14 protein-coding genes are annotated in these 19054 nt (G+C 34.1%); 9 read left to right on the forward strand and 5 right to left on the reverse strand.

Translation table 11 applies throughout. The features are described 5' to 3' along the window. Window positions 1-12: 12 nt before the first annotated feature. The 5 genes from PKK00_06945 to PKK00_06965 form a co-directional block, all read right to left on the reverse strand. Window positions 13-1179: a hypothetical protein gene (locus PKK00_06945; protein ID HNW98131.1), complete on the reverse strand. Its 1167-nt coding sequence runs from the start codon at window positions 1177-1179 to the stop codon at window positions 13-15. A 131-nt stretch (window positions 1180-1310) separates the two neighbouring features. Beyond that, on the reverse strand, window positions 1311-1937 hold the full coding sequence (locus PKK00_06950) for a hypothetical protein (protein HNW98132.1): 627 nt from the start codon (window positions 1935-1937) through the stop codon (window positions 1311-1313). A 61-nt stretch (window positions 1938-1998) separates the two neighbouring features. After that, on the reverse strand, window positions 1999-4164 hold the full coding sequence (locus tag PKK00_06955) for a tetratricopeptide repeat protein (protein HNW98133.1): 2166 nt from the start codon (window positions 4162-4164) through the stop codon (window positions 1999-2001). 22 nt (window positions 4165-4186) lie between these two features. Beyond that, entirely contained in the window at window positions 4187-6328 is a 2142-nt protein-coding gene (locus PKK00_06960) for a glycosyltransferase family 39 protein (protein HNW98134.1), read from the reverse strand. A 37-nt stretch (window positions 6329-6365) separates the two neighbouring features. Then, window positions 6366-7574 (reverse strand): DUF1343 domain-containing protein, encoded by a 1209-nt coding sequence (locus PKK00_06965; GenBank protein HNW98135.1) that lies wholly within the window; start codon window positions 7572-7574, stop codon window positions 6366-6368. A 366-nt stretch (window positions 7575-7940) separates the two neighbouring features. Here PKK00_06965 and PKK00_06970 point away from each other — a divergent pair, with 366 nt between their 5' ends. The 9 genes from PKK00_06970 (at window position 7941) to PKK00_07010 (ending at window position 19037) form a co-directional block, all read left to right on the forward strand. Then, on the forward strand, window positions 7941-9170 hold the full coding sequence (locus PKK00_06970) for an ABC transporter permease (protein ID HNW98136.1): 1230 nt from the start codon (window positions 7941-7943) through the stop codon (window positions 9168-9170). A gap of 23 nt (window positions 9171-9193) precedes the next feature. Further along, window positions 9194-10177 (forward strand): two-component regulator propeller domain-containing protein, encoded by a 984-nt coding sequence (locus PKK00_06975; GenBank protein ID HNW98137.1) that lies wholly within the window; start codon window positions 9194-9196, stop codon window positions 10175-10177. Then, window positions 10177-10857 carry a DNA alkylation repair protein gene (locus PKK00_06980; protein HNW98138.1) on the forward strand — a complete coding sequence of 227 codons (681 nt, stop codon included), beginning with the start codon at window positions 10177-10179 and terminating at the stop codon, window positions 10855-10857. The genes PKK00_06975 and PKK00_06980 overlap by 1 nt, the downstream gene beginning before the upstream one ends. Before the next feature lie 128 nt (window positions 10858-10985). Beyond that, complete coding sequence (locus tag PKK00_06985) at window positions 10986-11741, forward strand: NADPH-dependent oxidoreductase (protein ID HNW98139.1); 756 nt, start codon at window positions 10986-10988, stop codon at window positions 11739-11741. 237 nt (window positions 11742-11978) lie between these two features. Next, window positions 11979-16367 (forward strand): gliding motility-associated C-terminal domain-containing protein, encoded by a 4389-nt coding sequence (locus PKK00_06990; GenBank protein ID HNW98140.1) that lies wholly within the window; start codon window positions 11979-11981, stop codon window positions 16365-16367. A 99-nt stretch (window positions 16368-16466) separates the two neighbouring features. Further along, the gene (locus PKK00_06995) at window positions 16467-16880 is read left to right on the forward strand and encodes a secondary thiamine-phosphate synthase enzyme YjbQ (GenBank protein HNW98141.1); all 414 of its coding nucleotides are present in this window, start codon (window positions 16467-16469) and stop codon (window positions 16878-16880) included. A gap of 263 nt (window positions 16881-17143) precedes the next feature. Continuing rightward, a complete protein-coding gene (locus tag PKK00_07000) occupies window positions 17144-17716 on the forward strand; it encodes a redoxin domain-containing protein (GenBank protein HNW98142.1) in 573 nt (190 codons plus the stop codon). Window positions 17717-17745: 29 nt separating this feature from the next. Next, window positions 17746-18846: a DUF6485 family protein gene (locus PKK00_07005; protein HNW98143.1), complete on the forward strand. Its 1101-nt coding sequence runs from the start codon at window positions 17746-17748 to the stop codon at window positions 18844-18846. 5 nt (window positions 18847-18851) lie between these two features. Further along, window positions 18852-19037, forward strand: a complete 186-nt coding sequence (locus PKK00_07010) for a hypothetical protein (protein HNW98144.1) — start codon at window positions 18852-18854, stop codon at window positions 19035-19037. Window positions 19038-19054: the final 17 nt, after the last annotated feature.

The raw sequence follows: 19054 nt of genomic DNA on the forward strand, positions 1-19054 counted from the left end.
TAAAAACTTTGATTATTTCAAAACTTCAATTCCAAGAAGTCTACAGGCACAATTCAATAATTCCTTGCAATCGCCGGGGAATATCAGATGATGGTTACCAAGCGGATTTTGCTTTAAAAGTTTTACTTCATTTTCATTTAACTTCACTTCAATCTGAGTACGACAGGCTGTAGCTGACTTTGGGCGACCTGTAATTTTTGTAGTTGCAATAAATGCTTTGCTTAACTTATTATCAAAACGGAAAATCGTAATCAAATCACTTTTGAAATCGCCTTCAATTGCAGTGCCTTTGTTTGTTTCGAAATGTGTCTTCACAGAATAATCAGAAACCAGAGCCGGTGCAATTGTGCAATGCGAAAACATGCAAACATCATCAGTAACCTTGTTAACATTGGCAATCCATGGAACAATTCCTGTTATTTCTTTGCAAAGCATCATACCTGCTATTGCAGTAATATCGCCTTCACAACCGGCAGGAAAACCTTCGTGATTTAATTTTGCAAGTGGCAGGCATGCCGTAACACTATCCTTCTGAACCATCGGAAAACATTCAACTGTAATTGCATCAAGGTTCCATTTTTTTATTGCGTCGTTCAAGAGTTCATCAACTTTTGCTGTATCAGTTAAATCAAAATTCTTTTTTTCAGAATAAAATTTTAGAAATGATTCAGAAGGTTTGTACTCAGAAAAATGATTCAGTTTACTCCATGAAATTTCTATTAGTTTAATTCCTAATTTATTTTCCAATATTGTTGAAGGAATTGCAGAAGCGATGAGCCAATCCGAAACTTGCCCTATTAGCCCTAGCTTTTTCCCTTTTAAATCTTCCAATGCTTTTTTTACTACAGAAAAGTTTTTAAGAATTTCTTTTGTTTCGGGTTCTTCTTCATCTAACAATATTGAAGAAATATTTTTTTCATTCAGGTATGCCTTGACTTCCGTAGCTGAAGCATACGAATTATCGTGTTGCGAACCTATAAGTAAATAAAAGCATCCTTCCAAAACCTGCATCTTTGCTGGTTGTTCAGAGCCACCAGTTAGAAAAAACAAAACATCAGCATTATTTTCAACAATCTCATATTTTTCTTTAGAAATTAATTTTTCAATTCGTTTAATCGCATTTTTATAAACAGATTCTGCTGCTCCATTAAATGCTAATAATTTTATTTTTATGTTCATTATTTTATTTTAATTATAACAAATTAATATTTAAACAAAATTTCAAAACTCTTCTAACGCAATTAAATAATGACTTTTAATGTTAAGCTTATAATAGAATAGCAATCTCTACAGTATTATAATTTTTCATTTTAAAATCCAAATCCAAAATTAATCCCACACCTTATTCCAGGTATCCAGCCAAATCCATCATCCCATGGCATTGAATACAAACTTAACCCATCAGGAATATACCCTAATTGAGTACCGACAAACAAATCTATAACCATACCTGAATATATAGTCTGATGCCCGATTGTAAAACCAAATTTATAGGAGTTTGATTTTTCAATCCCAAAGTCACATTCTGGGTAAACATGTTCTATTATATGAGAATATCTAAAGAATGATGACATATAATTTCCATTTAATTTATTATTTTTTTTATGACATAAAAAATATCTCTTGTAATTAATTATGGTCATAAAGCCAATAATTTTATATGTCAGATTAGGTTTATCGATATAATTAAATAGAAACGCATTTGTGGTATTGTATTTATAATTTGCATAGATCTCTATTGAATTTCGACTATTAATAAATCTTTCGTATGATAATTGATAACTTCCCCATAGCATACCCCAAGGATTAATTTTAATATAATTTTTATCATGACAATTTCTAAGATCAATAGATAAAGTGTCCTGAGAAAAACTATTATTAAGACTAAACATTAATAATAGCAGGAATACAATTATTATATGAGTTTTTTTAATCATAACAAATAATAAAAAATATTGTGTATATTTAGAATTATTAATTTTCTATTTTGAAATATTTTTATTCTTTACTTACTACCTGCCCTTTACTACTCTCCTCTTTCTTCTGCAACTCTGCTGCCTTTTGCAAACATTCTTTTGCTTTTGCATCGTTACCCATATTGTGATATGTTCCGCTCATATTTGAATATATCCTGTAATTATCGGGAGATACAACAAGCGCTTTTTCAAAATATAAAATGGATTGTGCATAATCTTTTTTTATTCCATAAGCAATTCCTAAGTTCTCAAGCAGCGATGCATCATCAGCTTTTATTGAATACGCTTTTAATAAATATTCAAGCGACTTATCAATATTATTTAAAACCTTTCCGTAAATCTCACCCATTTTGCTGTATGCAGGAGCATACTGAGGATTTCTCAATATCAGTGTATCAAGCGTAGCAATTGCGGAATCGGTTTTTCCGGCATCTTCATAAACTGTAGCAATCTGAATATATAAGTCATCGTCAAGCTTTTTATATTGCAAAAGACCTTTGTAACTTTCAACAGCTTCAGCATAATCTTTATTCTTGGCGCTTTGTTGTGCACAGTAAAGCCAGTTGTTCAGCGCTTCTTTCTGTGTAGGATTTAATGTCAGTGTTATTTTAAAATACTCACGGGCTTTTTTATAATCTTCAAGAAAAATCATGGCACGCCCCAGTAACACCCAACCAGCATCGTATTTTGGATGAATGGTAACTCCTTTATTCAAATAGGTCAACGCATCTTCAATATATTTCTTTTTCTTAACCGGGTCTTTTTCTTCGCTAGCCATATCGAGCGAAAGTCCTCCTGCTGAAACATTACACTTTGCCGAATTCGGCGAAACTTTAACATCGGTAGTAAACAACGTGTAATCGTTCTTCCAAACAAAATTCCTGCTGAATGTTTTTACTGAATAACCCAACAACAAAACACTTCCTATAAGAATAATAGTTTTTTCAGAAACATTTTTTTTCGTCATAAGCCAGTTGAAAAAATATGCAGCAATTATTGTGAAGCCCAGCAATGGCATATACATGAAACGGTCGTTCATAAATGTTCCTATCGAAAACACCAGGTTCGAAACAATTGAAAAGGTAAACATGAAATATAAAATCCCATACGAAACAACATTTCTTTTCTTCAATTTCAGTATTGCAAACACAATAAGTCCTACATATATTAATAACGGAATTATTGCCCTGACATCCGTCATATTAATTATCGGTATTTGTTTCGGATAATAATCATGGGTAAGTGGATGCGGGAACACCAGCAATATCAAGTATTTTCCCCATGTCAGTAAAACTGTTGCGAATTTTTGCATGGCAGTTGCATCAATAAATGGATTATTCAAAAGTTCATTGTCAATGGAAGCGCCCATAAAAAATCCCAGAACTTTATATCGTATCAAAATAAAAACTATACTTGTAATAAATAAAAATACGGTCTGTTTGATTGTTTCAATAATATTTGCTTTCCTGAAAAACAATAGGGTTAGCGGAACTACAGCAACAAATGTTATTGTATTTTCTTTCGACATCAGTCCTACAAAAAATATAAGCTGCGCCAAAATAAGATGAAGAATTTTTTTATCTTCAAGATATTTTAAAATAAAATACAATGCAGCAAACGAACCTAAAAAACTCATCAGTTCATCACGGCCTTTAATATTGGCAACACACTCAACATGCAACGGATGAGCTGCAAATAGTACACTCGCCAGGAATGGAATAGTCAAATACCATTTTGTATTTTTATCAGCAGGAAATAGCATCAGCAAAACTTTATATATCAGCACACATGAAAATGCATACATTAATATATTAATAAGGTGGCTGATAAACGGGCTTAAGCCAAACAGCTGATACTCGAGTGCAAATGTAATAAGCGACATCGGTCTGTAACGCCCACCTGCTACAAGGTTTTTCTGTATACCAAAAAATCCAACAAACGTATCATGACTTAAAATATCATCAATGCCTTTAACACCCTGCTTTGTAAACGCATTGTCAGTAATGGTCAGACGGTCGTCGAGCGTGTAAGCATTAAAAAGTGAATTGGAATAAATCAGAAAAGCAATCAAAAATAAGATATAGTACGGATTGGTATCAGGTTTTTTTTTCAACTGTTTCTGGGTATTCTGCTGAGAAATATTTTTTTGATTTTTATTGCCTGAATTTTTCTGGTTTGTATTTTTCATTTTCCGGGTAAAATATTTGAATTTATTTTTGTTTCGACAGATACATTGCTTTTACAAAATAATAATTAGCTTTTTCCGCATTACCAAGTGCATCATATGTTTTACCGATATTCCTGCAAACTGAAGCATTTGTAGAATCCAGTTGTAATGCTTTTTCAAGATATAGAAGTGAGTTTTTATAATCCGATTTCATTCCATATATAATTCCCAAATTCTCTAATGTTGGTTGAAATTTCGGATTGATCGAATATGCTTTTTCCAAACATTCCAACGATTTTTTAAAATCTTTTTTATCTAATGCATAATACTTTGCCAGTTGGTTGTATGCATCAATATAATCGGGTTTCATTTTCAAAGCATAATTAATAATAGTAATGGCTGTATCGGTATTGCCTTTCCTGTTATATATATCAGCAATATTAGAATAGTAATTCACTTCGGGTTTTTGCGAATTCAGATAATTATAAACTGTTAATGCTTTATCATCCTGTTTTAATTCCTGGTAATGAAAAGCAATATATGAATAGTTATGCAACGCCGATTCATTGAGTGTGTCGAGCTTCAAAACTTTTTTTAATGCCACTTCTGCTTCATCATATTTTTCGAGGTAAATAGAAACTTCACCTAAGCAATTCCAACCTTCAATATTTCGTTCATATATCCCGACACCTTTTTTAAATAATTCATAAGCTTCCTGGTAATATGTATTTTTCTTTTCTTCATTTTTTTCATCACGACCTTTAGCCAAATACATGGAACCTGCGATAACATTACACCTGCTGCTGTTTACCGAGGTCTTTGCATCAGTAGTATAAAGTGTATAATTATCTTTCCATGCTGTATTTCGCGAAATGGTTTTTACAGAATATAAAAGCAATACACACGATAAAATCAGCGGTACATAATTTTTTAAATTTCTTTCTTTAACTATTTTAAATAAGGTAATGAATAAATATGTTAAAACAATGATAAACCCTAACGATGGGATAAACATAAAACGCTCGTTCATGAATAATCCCAGGTTAAATAAAAGATTCGATGTTACCGAAAATGTGATGAGATAAAACAAAATTCCAAAAGAAATAATATTCCTGCTTTTTATTTTCAATAAAGCATATACACCCATAGCCACATAAATTATTAAGGGAACTATAGCTCTAACATCAGCCCAGTTAATAATAGGAATTTGTTTAGGATAATAATCATGAGTAAGCGGATGCGGGAATACAAGTAATATCAAATACTTCAGCCATGTGAACATAACTGTTGCATATCGTTCGGAAGTAGTTGCATACAAAAACGGGTTATGAAATAATTCTGTTATTACAACCTCTTTCGTTGAGAATCCTATCACTAAAAATCGTATTATAAAATATACAATTGTTCCGGCAACCAACGGGAGTATAGTATAAATATATTTTTTCAATTCTGCTTTTCTGAAAAAATAAATTGTCAGCGGGATGACAGCAATGAATGTAACAGCATTCTCTTTTGAGAATACGCCAAAGACCATGAAAAGAAACGAATAAAAAAGGTATATCCGTTTTTCTTCATCAATATATTTAAGCGAAAAATACAGCGACATGATTGCACCGATCATACACATTACTTCATCGGCACTCTTGATATTCGCAGCAACTTCGGTATGAATGGGATGTGCAGCAAATAACAGAGCTGCAACAAATGGTATCGAGGTATACCATTTATCGGCTTTAAATTCAGAAAATATTTTTTTTAGAGTAATAAAAAGTAAAAAGCAAAGCAAGGAATACATAAATATATGTACCAAATGCATAGGAAATGCTTTCATTCCGAAAAGCTGAACTTCAATAGCAAAAAGTACTTGAGACAACGGACGATAACGTCCTCCCTGGTAAATTGCAGAAGCATCACTACCTTGCCCTCCCAGTTGGTCGTGAGTTAAAATATCAGTAATACCGGAAAAACCTTTTTTAGTAAAATTATTATTTTCAATCATCAACCCGTCGTCAAGGGCATAACCATTTACCAGTGTATTTGTATAAAGAAAAAAAGCAAATAAAAAAATTATCAGCGATGGGTACTTGTTGAACAGGATAATAAATTTATTTTTTTTTTCGGGCGCTTTCTTCTGGATTGGCTTTTGCCCACTCCTATTCATGGAAGTTGATTTTATCTTACTCATAATATTTTATTCCTGTTCTTTAAAACAGATAATATTTTTATTCAAAATCGGGATACAGAATATATTTCTTTCTTATTGCTTTATATGCATCAAGTCCGCTTTTCCACGACTCACGGATTTCTTCTTCACTTTTACCTGAAATTATTTGTTCTTTCAGAACGGCGTTTCCGGCAAGGTTATTAAAATAGTTATTAAAGAAATTAAGCGAATCGTTCATTTCTTTATATGTTGCCTGTAGCCAGTAAATATATATCTGGCGAAGGCTTTTTACATAAATTTCCGAAAAATTAGTAAGATCGTAACCGTAACATTTCTCACCCTTGTATGGCGGATTTGCACAACCTGCAACGCTTTGAGGAGTAAATGAAAATTTTTTATTTTTTATAAATGGACTGCCAATAACCTGGAAAGGTTTTTCGGTGCCCCTACCCACTGAAATTTTTGTTCCTTCAAATAAACCAAGCGAAGGATACAAATACACTGCATCCATATTCGGAAGGTTTGGTGATGGAGGAATAGGAAGAATATACATATAAGAATGATTATAATCATCAACTGTTATATATCTAAGATTGCATTTTACGCCATTCTTCAGCCACCCTTCGCCATTAACCATGCAGGCATACTCAGCAGCCGTTAATCCATATACTATAGGAACCGGATGTAATCCGGCAAAAGATGTAAATTCTTTTTCAAGCACCGGACCGTCAATATAATATCCATTCGGGTTAGGCCTGTCGAGAATTAAAAATTCAATATTGTTTTCGGCACAAGCCTCCATAACATAGGTCATTGTAGAAATGTATGTATAAAATCGAACGCCAACATCTTGTATATCGTACACAACAATGTCAATGCCTTTAAGGTCGGCATTTTTAGGTTTGTAATGCTTGCCATACAACGAAACTATTGGTAATCCGGTAATGGAGTCTACAGAGTTTGAAATATTTTTTCCTGCTTCGGTCTTTCCGCGAAAACCATGCTCAGGGCAGAATATTTTTTTTATGGTAATCCCTGCATTTAACAAACTATCAACAAGGCTTACCTTTCCTATTTTAGATGTTTGATTAGCAACAATAGCAACATTTTTTCCTTTAAGCACGGGGAAATAAAGTTCAGTTCTTTCTGCTCCATTCCTGATACTGTCGTCTGTTATAGTCTTTGCAGATGTATCAACATACCTAATCTGCGCCTCTGCATTATAACCGCATAATAATACAAATACTATTATTATAATCTGCCTCATAGTTTTATTGTAAAAATGCAAATATAATTCCTATTTTAAATAGTTGAAAGAAATAATTTTAGATTTTAGATTTGATGATTTAAGATTTATTTATTCGCTATCTACTCTTGAAAAATAACAAGTATATAACCAGCAGTAAAGAATAAATGACCACCTATGACTATGCCGGAAGGCGGATAATGACAATTAATAACCAAGCCACAGGCTGAAAATAAAAGCGAAGTATTTTAATGATGAATGATAATTTTTAAATGTGTGCAAGTAGTATTCACTCAAAATATCATTTCCTTTCTTTCAAATAATATTTTCAGAACTTAGTTTTATTTATCTACTTTTGTGATTATGATTTCTCTATAATATTTTTTATTGAATTTTGAATTATACATATCGCGTAAAATTCTTTCCATTAAAGAGAAAGGCAAACTTACCAAACCGGCAGTAAATATTGCTGTTATAAGCATTATCATAAGTATTGCTGTTATGATCGTATCGGTTGCTATTTTATCCGGGTTTCAAAAAGGCATCCGTAATAAAGTTATCGGTTTCGGCTCTCATATTCAAATAACAAAATTCGATTCCAACGAATCAATGGAAGAACAACCTATTGATAAAAATCAGGATTTTTATCCTTCCTTTAATTCCGTTGATGGAATTCGCCACATACAGGTATTTGCAACCAAAGCAGGGATCATAAAAACAAAAGACGAAATTGAAGGAGTTGTACTTAAAGGAGTAGGAAGCGATTACGACTGGAGTTTTTTTCAAAACAGTATTACTGAAGGAAGAATCCCGCAGTTAAAAGATTCATCAAAATCAAAAGAGGTTATAATATCAAAACGGCTTGCAAAAAAATTAAAACTTAATTGCAATGATTCCATCAGGATGTTTTTCATCATGAAAGACAAAACACAACCTAAAGGAAGAAAATTTATTATCACAGGTATTTATGAAACAGGTCTTGAAGAATATGATAATGTATATGTAATTGGCGATATTGCACAAATCCAGTCGCTGAACAAATGGGACAAGAACCAGGTAGGAGGATTTGAAATCCTTATAAACGATTTCAAAAATCTTGACGCTATGAGTGAATATGTTTATAAAAATATTTCTTATGACCTCGACACAAAAAATATCAAACAATTAAACCCGCAGATATTCGACTGGCTTGACCTGATGGACATGAATGTAATAATCATCCTTATACTAATGATAGTTGTATCGGCAATAAATATGATTTCCACATTACTGATTTTAATACTTGAACGGACAAAAATGATAGGTATACTGAAAGCACTGGGAACAGAAAATGTAAGCATCCGAAAAATATTTTTATATACTTCAGGCTATTTAATTGCCAAAGGAATATTTTGGGGAAACGTTATTGCCATTGGATTATGCCTTATTCAGAAATATACCGGGATTATTACTCTTCCACAAGAAGAGTATTATCTTTCACAGGTTCCTATTCATTTAAATATCATCCACATTTTATTACTTGATATCGGAACAATTATAATTTGCAGCTTTATACTGGTCATACCTTCTTATATCATAGCAAGGATTTCACCGGTAAAAGCAATTCGTTTCGATTGATGTAGAAAATGTATTTTAAAAAAATGGAAAGAATAAAAATTCTGTTCGTTATAATATTATTTCCTGTAGTTGGGTTTTGCCAGCAATTTTTAGTTCTCGATACAAGCAACTCTGCTATCCCCAGCAATATTATTAAAACATTAAATACCGATTCAGCAGGAAACATCTGGTTTGTAACAGGTGATTGCTTTTCTGGCGGAAACCTGGTTTGTTATAATAATAAAACTTTTATTGAATACGATACAACCAACGGTATTCCTGATAATTTTATCACCTGCATCGCATTTGATAATAACGGGAGACTGTGGGCGGGGAGCCGCTATCATGGCATATCATCGTTCAACGGGAAAACATGGATAAATTATAATCCTTTAAATTCGGCACTTCCCGACATACATGCAAGATGTATTACCATTGATAAACTTAACAGGTTATGGATTGGAACCGATAATGGGTTGGCCGTTTTTTATAATAACAAATGGGAAGTGTTTAACAAAGCAAATTCCGCATTGCCCGATAATACAGTAAACTCAATAGCATGTGATAATAAAAGCAATGCTATTTGGATTGCCACCGATAAAGGAATTTTATATGCTTATAATTACAGCGCTATTAAAGAAATGATAAACCCGGCACCAATCGTTTACACTAAAAAAAATTCGGCATTGCCCGATGATTTAACAACACAGGTATTGCTTGACGATAGCAGCAACGTATGGATATCATCATGGGGTGGAATTGTAAAAATTGAAAATGATAAATGGAAAGTTATAACTCCAAATGACAGCAAGCTGCCTTCGTTTGTTGAATACATCATTACACCACACCTGAATCAACTATGGATTGCCACAAATATGGGCTTATATATTTTAAAAAATGATCAGTGGCAAATTTATACTCCATCGAACTCCAATATTCCTAATTTTTTTATTAATAAAGTTATTTTTGATAAAACAGGAAATGCATGGATAGCAACGCAAAGCGGTTTAGTTAAATGTTCAAGATAATGGATGTAAAAGAAATTATAATTTATTTAAAGAAGAACAGCAAGGAAGAAAACCGAATTGGAATGGCAAGGTATGGCATTAATGTTGAAAATGCATTGGGCTGTTCCATTCCTTTGTTGCGTGATATTGCAAAGCAACATAAAAACAATCATGAACTGGCACTGGAATTATGGAACACAGGATTTCATGAAGCCCGTATTCTTGCAACTATGGTCGATGATGCAAAAAAAGTTGATGTAACACAAATGGAATCATGGGTAAAAGATTTCGATTCATGGGATTTGTGCGACCAGTGTTGTTCCAACTTATTTGAATATACAACAGATGCATGGAAAAAATCATTGGAATGGGTTGAAAGAAAAGAAGAATTTGTAAAACGTGCAGGGTTTGTATTAATGGCTTGTTTCTCGGTTCACGATAAAAAAGCCGGAGATGAAAAATTTATTCCTCTTTTAGACTTGATAAAAAAACATTCCACCGATGAACGCAATATGGTGAAAAAGGCTGTTAACTGGGCATTGCGACAAATAGGAAAAAGAAATAAAAAATTAAATCCCATTGCAATTAGTTATGCTGAACAAATATTACAAATCGATTCAAAAACCGCGAAATGGATCGCAACAGATGCATTGCGGGAATTAAAAAGCGAAAAGATTCAGAATAAAATAAATAAAAAATAAAGGTGGTTTCTTCTGCGGCCGCCGGCGCAGCCGGCGGCCTTAACTCTGATTATTATCCTTTCTATACATATTTCTGTTTTTAAATAATATCAAAACATTTACCTTTGCTACACTAAAAATAATTATTTATGGATACAATAAAAACCTTGATGGAACACCGCAGCATCAGAAAATATAAGAACACTCCTATCCCGGAAAACATTTTAAAACAAATACTGGAAGCCAGTTTCCGCGCTTCAACTACGGGCAATATGCAAGTTTATAGTATCATTGTTTCGCAGGAAAAAGAGATGCGTAAAAAACTTTGGGAACTGCATTTCAAACAGGATATGATTTTGCAGGCTCCGGTAACACTTACATTCTGTGCCGATTTTAACCGGTTCAATAAATGGTGCAAACAACGTAAAGCAGAACCGGGCTATGATAATTTCCTTTCCTTCTTTACTGCTGCTATCGATGCATTGCTTGCTGCACAGAACTGTGCCATTGCAGCAGAATCATTCGGACTTGGAATTTGTTATTTAGGAACCGTAACTTATATGTCCGATAAAATTGCTGAACTTTTAAAATGCCCTGAAGGTGTTGTTCCTGTTGCCACTTTAGTTGTAGGTTATCCTGACGAATCCCCTGAACTTACCGATCGCCTTCCTTATAAAGGTATTGTTCATCACGAAACTTACCACGATTATTCAGAAGACGACATCAATGAAATTTACCGCGAAAAAGAAGCACTGCCTCAAACTGCGGAACTTTTAAGAGTTAATGAACTGGAAACACTTGCACAAATATTTGCACAAAAACGATATGCTAAAAAAGACAATGTATTTTTCTCAAAACAATTTTTAAAAGTTATAAAGGATAAAGGATTTATGAATAATGATTAAAATTTTTATATACATATAAATCTAATTATCAATATATTACCATATAATAATATTTATTATTATCTTTGTATTCTAAAAAATTATTAAATAATAAGGTATCGAAGCAACTTTTTTATCGAATTCACGTCCTTTTATATCGAACATAATTCTTTCTGAAAAAAGATAAAAATAACGATGTTGATCAATTGCCTGAATTTTAAGCTTCGAATTATAAAATAATTATTGGGAATAAATATTATGAAGATAAAAAATATCCTCATTTTAAGTCTTTTTATTTTCTCATCATTTTTTTGCTTTTCTCAACGCAGTAAAGACGGCTCAAAAACTATCACCGCTGCCAATACTGTTGTAAATGAATATACCAGCCTAACATCAAATGCAAATGCAGGCGCTACCTCAATAAGCGTTGCAGCCAGCGGATTAAATTCCAACAATCGTTTTTCGGGTTCACTAAGCGCCGGCGATCTTATTATGATAATACAAGTGCAAGGAGCTTCAATTTCCACAGGAGCACAGGAACTTTATTGGGGCCAAATCACAAATTATAATAATTGCGGTTTGTATGAATTTGCACAGGTATTATCTGTTCCCAACTCTACAACAATAAACATTGAATGTTCGTTAACCAATAATTATACGGCTTCCGGTCATACTGTTGTTGTTCGCATGCCCCGCTATTCTTCTCTAACAGTTAACAGTGGCGGCGTTCTCACTTGTGATACATGGAATGGAACAACCGGAGGAATTCTTGCAGTAGAAATTGAAGTCGCTACAACAATTATTTCTGGTGGCTCAATAGATGTTTCAGGAAAAGGTTTTCGTGGAGGTTTAATTTCGAATAATACCAAAACGGCACTAGGTATTGGAGAGTATTATTTTCCTAAAGATACATTTGGTTCTGAAAAAGGTGAAGGTATCGCAGGGTTTCAGGCAGATTATGATGTAATAGGTGGAAGGTATTGCCGTGGCGCTGCTGCAAACGGTGGCGGTGGCGGTAATGCTCACAACCATGGCGGTGGCGGCGGGGCTAATGCAGGAGATACTTCGTTATGGACAGGCAAGGGTATTCCTGATATAAGTACAGCTAACTGGGCTCAAGCATGGGAACTTGAAGAAACTGGTTTTTCCACCTCATCATCATCCGGTGGTGGCAGAGGTGGTTATTCTTTTTCATCTAAAAATTTAAATGCACTTACTGTAGGACCATGGACACCAACAAATCAAATTATCGCATGGGGCGGTGATTTTCGCTGTACTCGAGGAGGGTTAGGTGGCAGACCCTTAGACTATAGTACCGGAAGAATTTTTATGGGTGGCGGTGGAGGCAGCGGCAACGAAAATGACGGCTATGGTTCTTCCGGGGCAAATGGTGGCGGAATTATTTTAATACAATCATATGGAACTATTTCCGGTTCAGGACAAATATTAAGCAATGGCGCTAACGCAGCAAATGCAACATCTGGTAATGGTATTTCAAATTCTTATTCTGATGCTGCCGGTGGTGGTGGTGCAGGCGGAACTATTTTACTAAAATCTGTTGGAAATATTTCTGGTATCAATGCTTGTGCTAACGGAGGCAAAGGTGGAAATCAGGTAATCGCATCAACAAATACCACATTGCAGGCTGAAGGACCCGGTGGCGGCGGTGGCGGCGGATATATTGCCATTACTAACGGCACAATCACACGTACAGCAACAGGCGGAAATAATGGAACAACAAATTCTACCAGCCTCACCGAATTCCCGCCAAATGGTGCTACCAAAGGTAGTGCTGGCATCAACAATGCATTTGCTTCTATTTATTATATCATTGCTGAAGATGATTCCATATGTGAAGGAAATACGGCAACGCTTACAGCATCTATAGGAGGAACACCACTACAGGGAACAACAATCATTTGGTACGATGCAATAGTTGGAGGAAATATTTTGGGTACCGGTGCAACTTTTACTACGCCTGTACTTAATACCACAACAACATATTATGTTGGAACATGCCCGGGAACATATCATCAACCGGTTATTGTCTACGTTAACAATATAAAAGCGGATGCAGGATCTGATGTTACTATTTGCAACGGTGCCAGCACATACTTAAATGCAACGGGCGGAACCATTTATTCATGGTCTCCTTCTACTGGTTTAAATAATGCATCAATAGCAAATCCTGTTGCTTCACCAACTTCAACGACTACATATGTTGTAACAATTACTGATGCAGTTGGATGTTCTGCAACAGATGATGTTATTGTTACTTTAAGCGGCTCAATAAATGCCAACGCAGGATTGGATGTTACAATTTGTCCTAATACTACTACAACTTTAAATGCTTTAGGTGGAGATACCTATTCATGGTCACCTGCAGCCAGCCTTAGCAGTACTACAATTGCCAATCCGGTTGCAAGCCCTAATTCCACAACTACTTATACTGTTACGATATCAAACACCGCAGGATGTTCTGTTGTTGATTCAGTTATTGTAAATGTTCTTCAACCAGTTCCTGCTAATGCAGGTCAAGACACAACAATATGTACATCAACCAGTGCACAGCTTAATGCTACCGGAGGAATAATGTACAACTGGTCACCAGCAACAGGATTAAGCAATGCTGCAATTGCCAACCCTATTGCCTCACCCTTATCTCCAATTACGTATACTGTATTAGTTACTGATAATAACGGATGTTCTGAAACCGATGATATTTTTATTGATGTGTCTTCATCATTAAATGTTAGTATCATTCCAACTTCAACAAATATTTGCCCCGGTGAAAATATTTCACTTTCAGCAAATGGAGGTTCAAATTACACATGGTCTGCTGATTCTATAACGCCATCTGCAAATGGAGCAATTATAACTGTTTCCCCTCTGGTAACTTCAACATATACGGTAACGGCTACATCAACCGGAGGATGCTCGGGATCAGCAACTGTAACCATTAATGTGAATCCAAGCATTCCTGTTACGGTTACACCCTCGGACACCAATATCTGTCCCGGCTCTTCTGTTCAATTAATAGCAACAGGCGCCAACAGTTATACATGGGCTTCTTCTTCAACGCTATCTTCAACAAACGGAAATATAGTAACCGCTTCACCTATAACAACAGAAATATATACTGTTACAGGAACAAGCTTATCAGGTTGTACCGGCAGTGCATCAGTTACTGTTAATGTAGGTACTTCATTAACTGCAACAACCTCTTCAACAAATGCAAATTGCGGACAACCTAATGGAACAGTTTCAGTAATACCATCAGGCGGAAGTGGCTTACCATATGATTATACATGGAATACTTCACCGATACAAACAACGCAGACAGCAACCAATCTGGCAGCCGGAACATACACTGTTACTGTATCATGCGGAGGTTGCAGTATTTCTGTTACAGCAACAGTTGACAATTCTAATGGACCAACGGTTACCACAACTCTTATTTCCAATGCCGGTTGCGGAATTGCAAATGGAAGCGTATCAGCTACTGTTTCCGGAGGCTCTGCTCCATATGCGTATTTATGGTCAAATGGAATAACTGACTCTACACTTACTAATGTGGCATCAGGGACTTACTATATAACCGTTAGAGATGCCGCCGGATGTATAAGTTCTGCTTCTGTAATCATATCAAGTTTACCCGGACCATCAGTTTCTGTAGCAAGCATTACCAACGCAACTTGTTATTTGCCTAATGGTGAAGCCATAGTTAATGTTACTGGAACAGGCCCTTACACTTATTCATGGAATTCAGTTCCTGTTCAAACAACAGATACGCTACAAAATGTTCCTGAAGGAAGTTATACTGTTACTGTTACTGATGCAGGAGGATGTTCTTCATCTATTAATGTCAACATTACACAATCGGGAGGATTAGCATTATCAACATCATCAACAAATGAGGATTGCAGGTTGCTGAATGGAACAGCTACTGTTGTTGCTACTTCAGGCTCCGGAAACTATTCATATACATGGAGTACAAACCCGGTACAATCTACAGCAACAATAACAGGTATTGGATCCGGTTTATATACTGTAACCGTAACAGATGGAATATGTACTGTAACTTCAGATATAGCGATTCAAAGCAACCCCGGTCCTACTGCTGATTTCAGCCTCGACCCTAATGTTATTAACTCCGGTGAAATGGTTAATTTCTATGACAGTTCTTCTGGAAATGTAGTAAGCTGGGATTGGGAATTTGGCGATGGACATTCTTCATCAGTATTGCAAAATCCTTTTCACGAATTTACCAAAGATGGGTATTACCTTGTTACTCTTATTATCACTGATGACAGGGGATGTACTGATTCAACTGATGAATGGGTTCAGGTTAATGATATCAGCACATTTTATATTCCCAGTTCATTTACACCAAATGGTGATGGTAAAAACGATTTGTTTATGCCAATAGGAATCAACTTCAACTCTGAAAATTACGAGATGTCGATTTATGACAGATGGGGTAAACTTATTTTCCACACGGCCACATGGGGCGAAGGATGGAATGGAACGTATAACAACGAAGGCGGATATGATGATGTGGTAATGGATGTTTACATTTATAAGATAACCCGCTTGATAAACGGTCGTAAACACGATGACTACGGCAGGGTAACAATATTCTTTTAATTCATCATTCTAAAATATTTTATGCTATCTGAAAAAACAGGTAGCATTTTTTTATTTTAGTATCAGTATAAAATATATTTTTGAAAACAAATTCATCTTATGAAAACTTTCAGAAAAGAATTATTTTTCAATACCGAACAGCGTTACCAGTTTGTACATATTACTCCTAAAGTTGAAGCAGCAGTTAATGAAAGCGGAGTAAAAGAAGGTCTGTGCCTGGTAAACGCCATGCACATTACCGCAAGCGTATTTATTAATGATAATGAACACGGTCTTCACCATGATTACATGGAGTGGCTCGAAAAGCTTGCGCCATATAGTCGTAACGGATATCACCATAATGTTGGCGAAGATAATGGAGATGCACATCTGAAACGACAGGTCATGGGCAGGGAAGTTGTTGTTGCTATTACTAATGGCAAACTTGACCTTGGTCCATGGGAAGAAATTTTCTACGGTGAGTTTGATGGGAAAAGACAAAAAAGAGTTTTAATAAAAATTATTGGTGAATAAAAAATTCAGAATGCAGTCCCAATAGCTATCGGGAGCAGAATGCAGAAGTTTTCAATATCAATACAAAGAGTTATACTTCGGCTGAATGAATTTGAAAAATAATGCAAATTCGTCAAGATTCAGTATATTTATACCGACAGAAAAGAGTTTTGCAAAAATATTTTTTGTTCTCTGTACGATATAACTCGTTCTAAACAGTTTTGCCTTTGCAAACCTGCTAAGAACGAGTATAATTAAAATATTTTATGTTTAAAACCAAATATGTGAAACCACTGCTAATCGTTATCATTTTATCATTGTTATCTTTTATCATTTTTAAAAATTATTTTTCAGGAAACGATATCATCACAAATAAAAATAATAATTGTAAAAAAACTGAAAAAGATACAGTTTATAACAACGATATATTTACCGAAGATGTTTTTGTAAAAAATATTGACGACAAAGAATTAAATTTAAAGAATATTGAAATAACCAAGGACACCGTTATGATTATTGTATGGTGTAAAACATGTGGCGCTTGTATAAAATATATGGATTGGTATAAAACCAAAAACAAAGAAAAGAATTATCAAATACTTGCGATTGCAATAAATAAAAATGATACTATTGATAAAGAAAAAGAAATTATCAATAAACACCAATGGCCATTTCAAATTTTCTTTGATAAAAATCAGAACCTGGCAAAATTCTTAAATAAAAAAGGATTCTACAGGAATCCGAACTATAAGATTAGAGGAGAAGGATTCACTTCATTTCCTTATATATTCATGTTTGTAAAGAATAAGTTTTTCTGTATCAGTTGCGATAAATATGCGAATCCATTCTGTAATTAAAAATTCTTTATTAATCAAAAATATAATATATGAAAACCTGTTCTGTTGATGAAAATAAAAAAAATTGTAATTGCTCCTACCCTTGTTCACGAAAAGGAATATGTTGCGAATGCATCGAATATCATAGGAGTAGCGGGGAATTACCTGCCTGTTATTTCAATAAAGAATATGAAGCGACTTACGACAGGTCGATGAAGAATTATTTAAAAATGAAAAGAATATTAAGATTTGTTTTTATACAATTACTATTTATAACTTTAATTACTGATAATGGAATATCGCAAACTGAAAATTTTCCATATAGTTGGTATTATAAATATATAAGTAAAGCTGAGGTATACAAAACCAGAAATAATTTAGATTCTGCATTTTGTTATTATAAAAAAGCATTTGTTGTTGAAAAAGCAACACCTTATGATTTATATAAAGCTACTGATATAGCAGTAAAATTAGATAGTATTAATTGTCTTACTAAATATATCAGGCAATTAATATTATTTGGAAATGATAGTTCATATTTATGCTCTAAATATCTATCAAAATTAACATCCGAAAAATTAAACGAGGTAAAACTTTATGTTTTTTCTGATTACGATTCCCTTCATAATACATATTTAAAAAATATTAATCAACCCTTGCGCGACACATTATTGAAAATGGCAAAAGATGACCAGTATTACAGGATAAGCAAACACGGGCTTAATGATTCGTTATGGGGAATTGAACTAAAAAAGACAGATATAAGAATTTTTAATCACTTAACTCAAATAGTAAAACAATATGGCTGGCCAAATTATAAAAAAGTTGGTATTGCTGCTGCCGGTGCATTTAATATAATGCTTTTACATGGAGCAAGGCGTTTTGCAATTGACAGTGAGGAATGGTTATTTTTTGAAAAAATAATGAAAGAAGAAGTACAAAATGGTAACGTTTCTCCAATAACATTTGGACAATGGATAGACCAGCATCTTACTTTAGTTGAAAAAAAGCCACAGCGTTATGGAACATCTTGGGATTTACAGAATAAGCTCGATCCGATTGAAGATATTGAAAACGTTGATAAACGTAGGGCAGAAGTAGGGCTTGGCAGTTTAGAAGATTTTATGATTACACATGGTCTTTCAAAATAGTTTTTATGATATTGATTCTTTCTGACGAAAAAGATTTTTCAACAAATGATGTTATCGATTGGTTGAACTTTTATAAAGCTAAATATATTAAAATAAATATTGAAGAATGTGGCTCAAATACCAAAGAAAAAGGTTTTGTAATTGATAAACGGAAAGTAAATAAGCTGAATGAACAGATTTGGAAAGAATAAAAATATACGCTTCTAAA

The organism is Bacteroidales bacterium (assembly GCA_035353855.1).
GTDB lineage: Bacteria > Bacteroidota > Bacteroidia > Bacteroidales > CG2-30-32-10 > DAOQAK01.